Origin of the sequence: Escherichia sp. E4736, from assembly GCF_005781225.1 — a bacterium.
Classification (GTDB): Bacteria; Pseudomonadota; Gammaproteobacteria; order Enterobacterales; family Enterobacteriaceae; genus Escherichia.
Map to the genome: position 1 here is coordinate 1 of NZ_VATT01000067.1, position 1253 is coordinate 1253.

1 protein-coding gene is annotated in these 1253 nt (G+C 48.6%); it reads left to right on the top strand.

The genetic code is table 11. From position 1 onward, the window contains the following. Window positions 1-70 precede the first annotated feature (70 nt). A protein-coding gene (locus tag FEK46_RS23195) for an IS3-like element ISKpn37 family transposase (RefSeq protein WP_138194846.1) occupies window positions 71-1236 on the top strand; the annotation gives its coding sequence in 2 pieces (ribosomal slippage) (window positions 71-335 and window positions 335-1236; 1167 coding nt in all). Window positions 1237-1253: the final 17 nt, after the last annotated feature.

A 1253-nucleotide genomic window follows, 5' to 3' on the forward strand; every position in this document is an offset into this window, starting at 1 on the left:
TGTAGTGGATCGGTAATTCAGGACACCTCGAAATCCTGTTAATGTTAAAACAGTGAAAATGAGGTGATGCATGATCAAAACTCGTCGGACTAAACGTACCTTTTCCCCGGAGTTCAGGCTTGAAGCTATCGAACAGGTGGTTAAATACCAGCGTGATGTCAGAGAAGTCGCGCTGGCACTCGAGCTCAACCCTGACCATTTGCGTAAATGGATACGGTTGTATAAGCAGGAACTTCAGGGTATTGAGCCCGCTGGTAATGCTATTACCCCTGAACAGCGCGAAATTCAGCAGCTTAAAGCGCAGATAAAGCGCCTTGAGATGGAAAAAGAAATACTAAAGCAGGCTGCCGTGCTGATGAGCGAAATCCCCGGGAAGCTGTCGCGCTAATCACACGGCTGAAAGCAAAGTGGCCAGTGCGGGTTCTTTGTCATTTATTCGGTATTCACCGTAGCGTTTATTACGCGCAGGTGAAGCGTCCTGTTAATGTGCAAAGAATTGAATTACGAAGTCGGGTGAGGGCTTTCCATGCTCTCAGTCGTGGCGCAGCCGGTAGCCGGGCAATCAGTCAGATGTTGCGCCAAAGTGGCGTTGATGCAGGCCGGTGGCTGGCACGACGACTGATGCGGGAATGCGGGCTGACAAGTCGACAGCCGGTTAAACATCACTACCGGGTAAACGAAGACAAAAGTCCGCCATTGCCAAATTTACTGAACAGGCAATTTAACCCCGCCGCACCAAACCGCGTCTGGTGCGGCGACATCAGTTTTATTCGCCTGCAGGACAAATGGTGTTATCTCGCGCTCGTTGTTGATTTATATTCACGGCGGATTATCGGTTCAGCCCTCTCATTAACCGCTGATGCTGAGTTGGTGTGCAGGGCTTTGCGTAATGCACTGGAAACACGACCGCGTGATGGCCGCCTGCTGTTTCATTCAGATCAAGGTGTTCAGTATAAAAGCAATAAATACAGAAAGTTACTCTGGCGTTATGGGGTAATGCAAAGTATGAGTCGCAGAGGGAATTGCCTGGATAATTCGCCGATGGAAAGAGTCTTTCGCAGCCTTAAAAGTGAATGGCTTCCGAAAGGTGGTTATGGTGATTTTAGCCATGCGGTACGCGATATAAACCAGTGGATTAATGGTTATTACAACGTTTATCGACCTCACACGAACAACGATGGTTTACCGCCTTGCTTACATGAAGAAAAGTGGAAACAGGTTATCCCGGTGTCCTGATTTTGTGATCCACTACA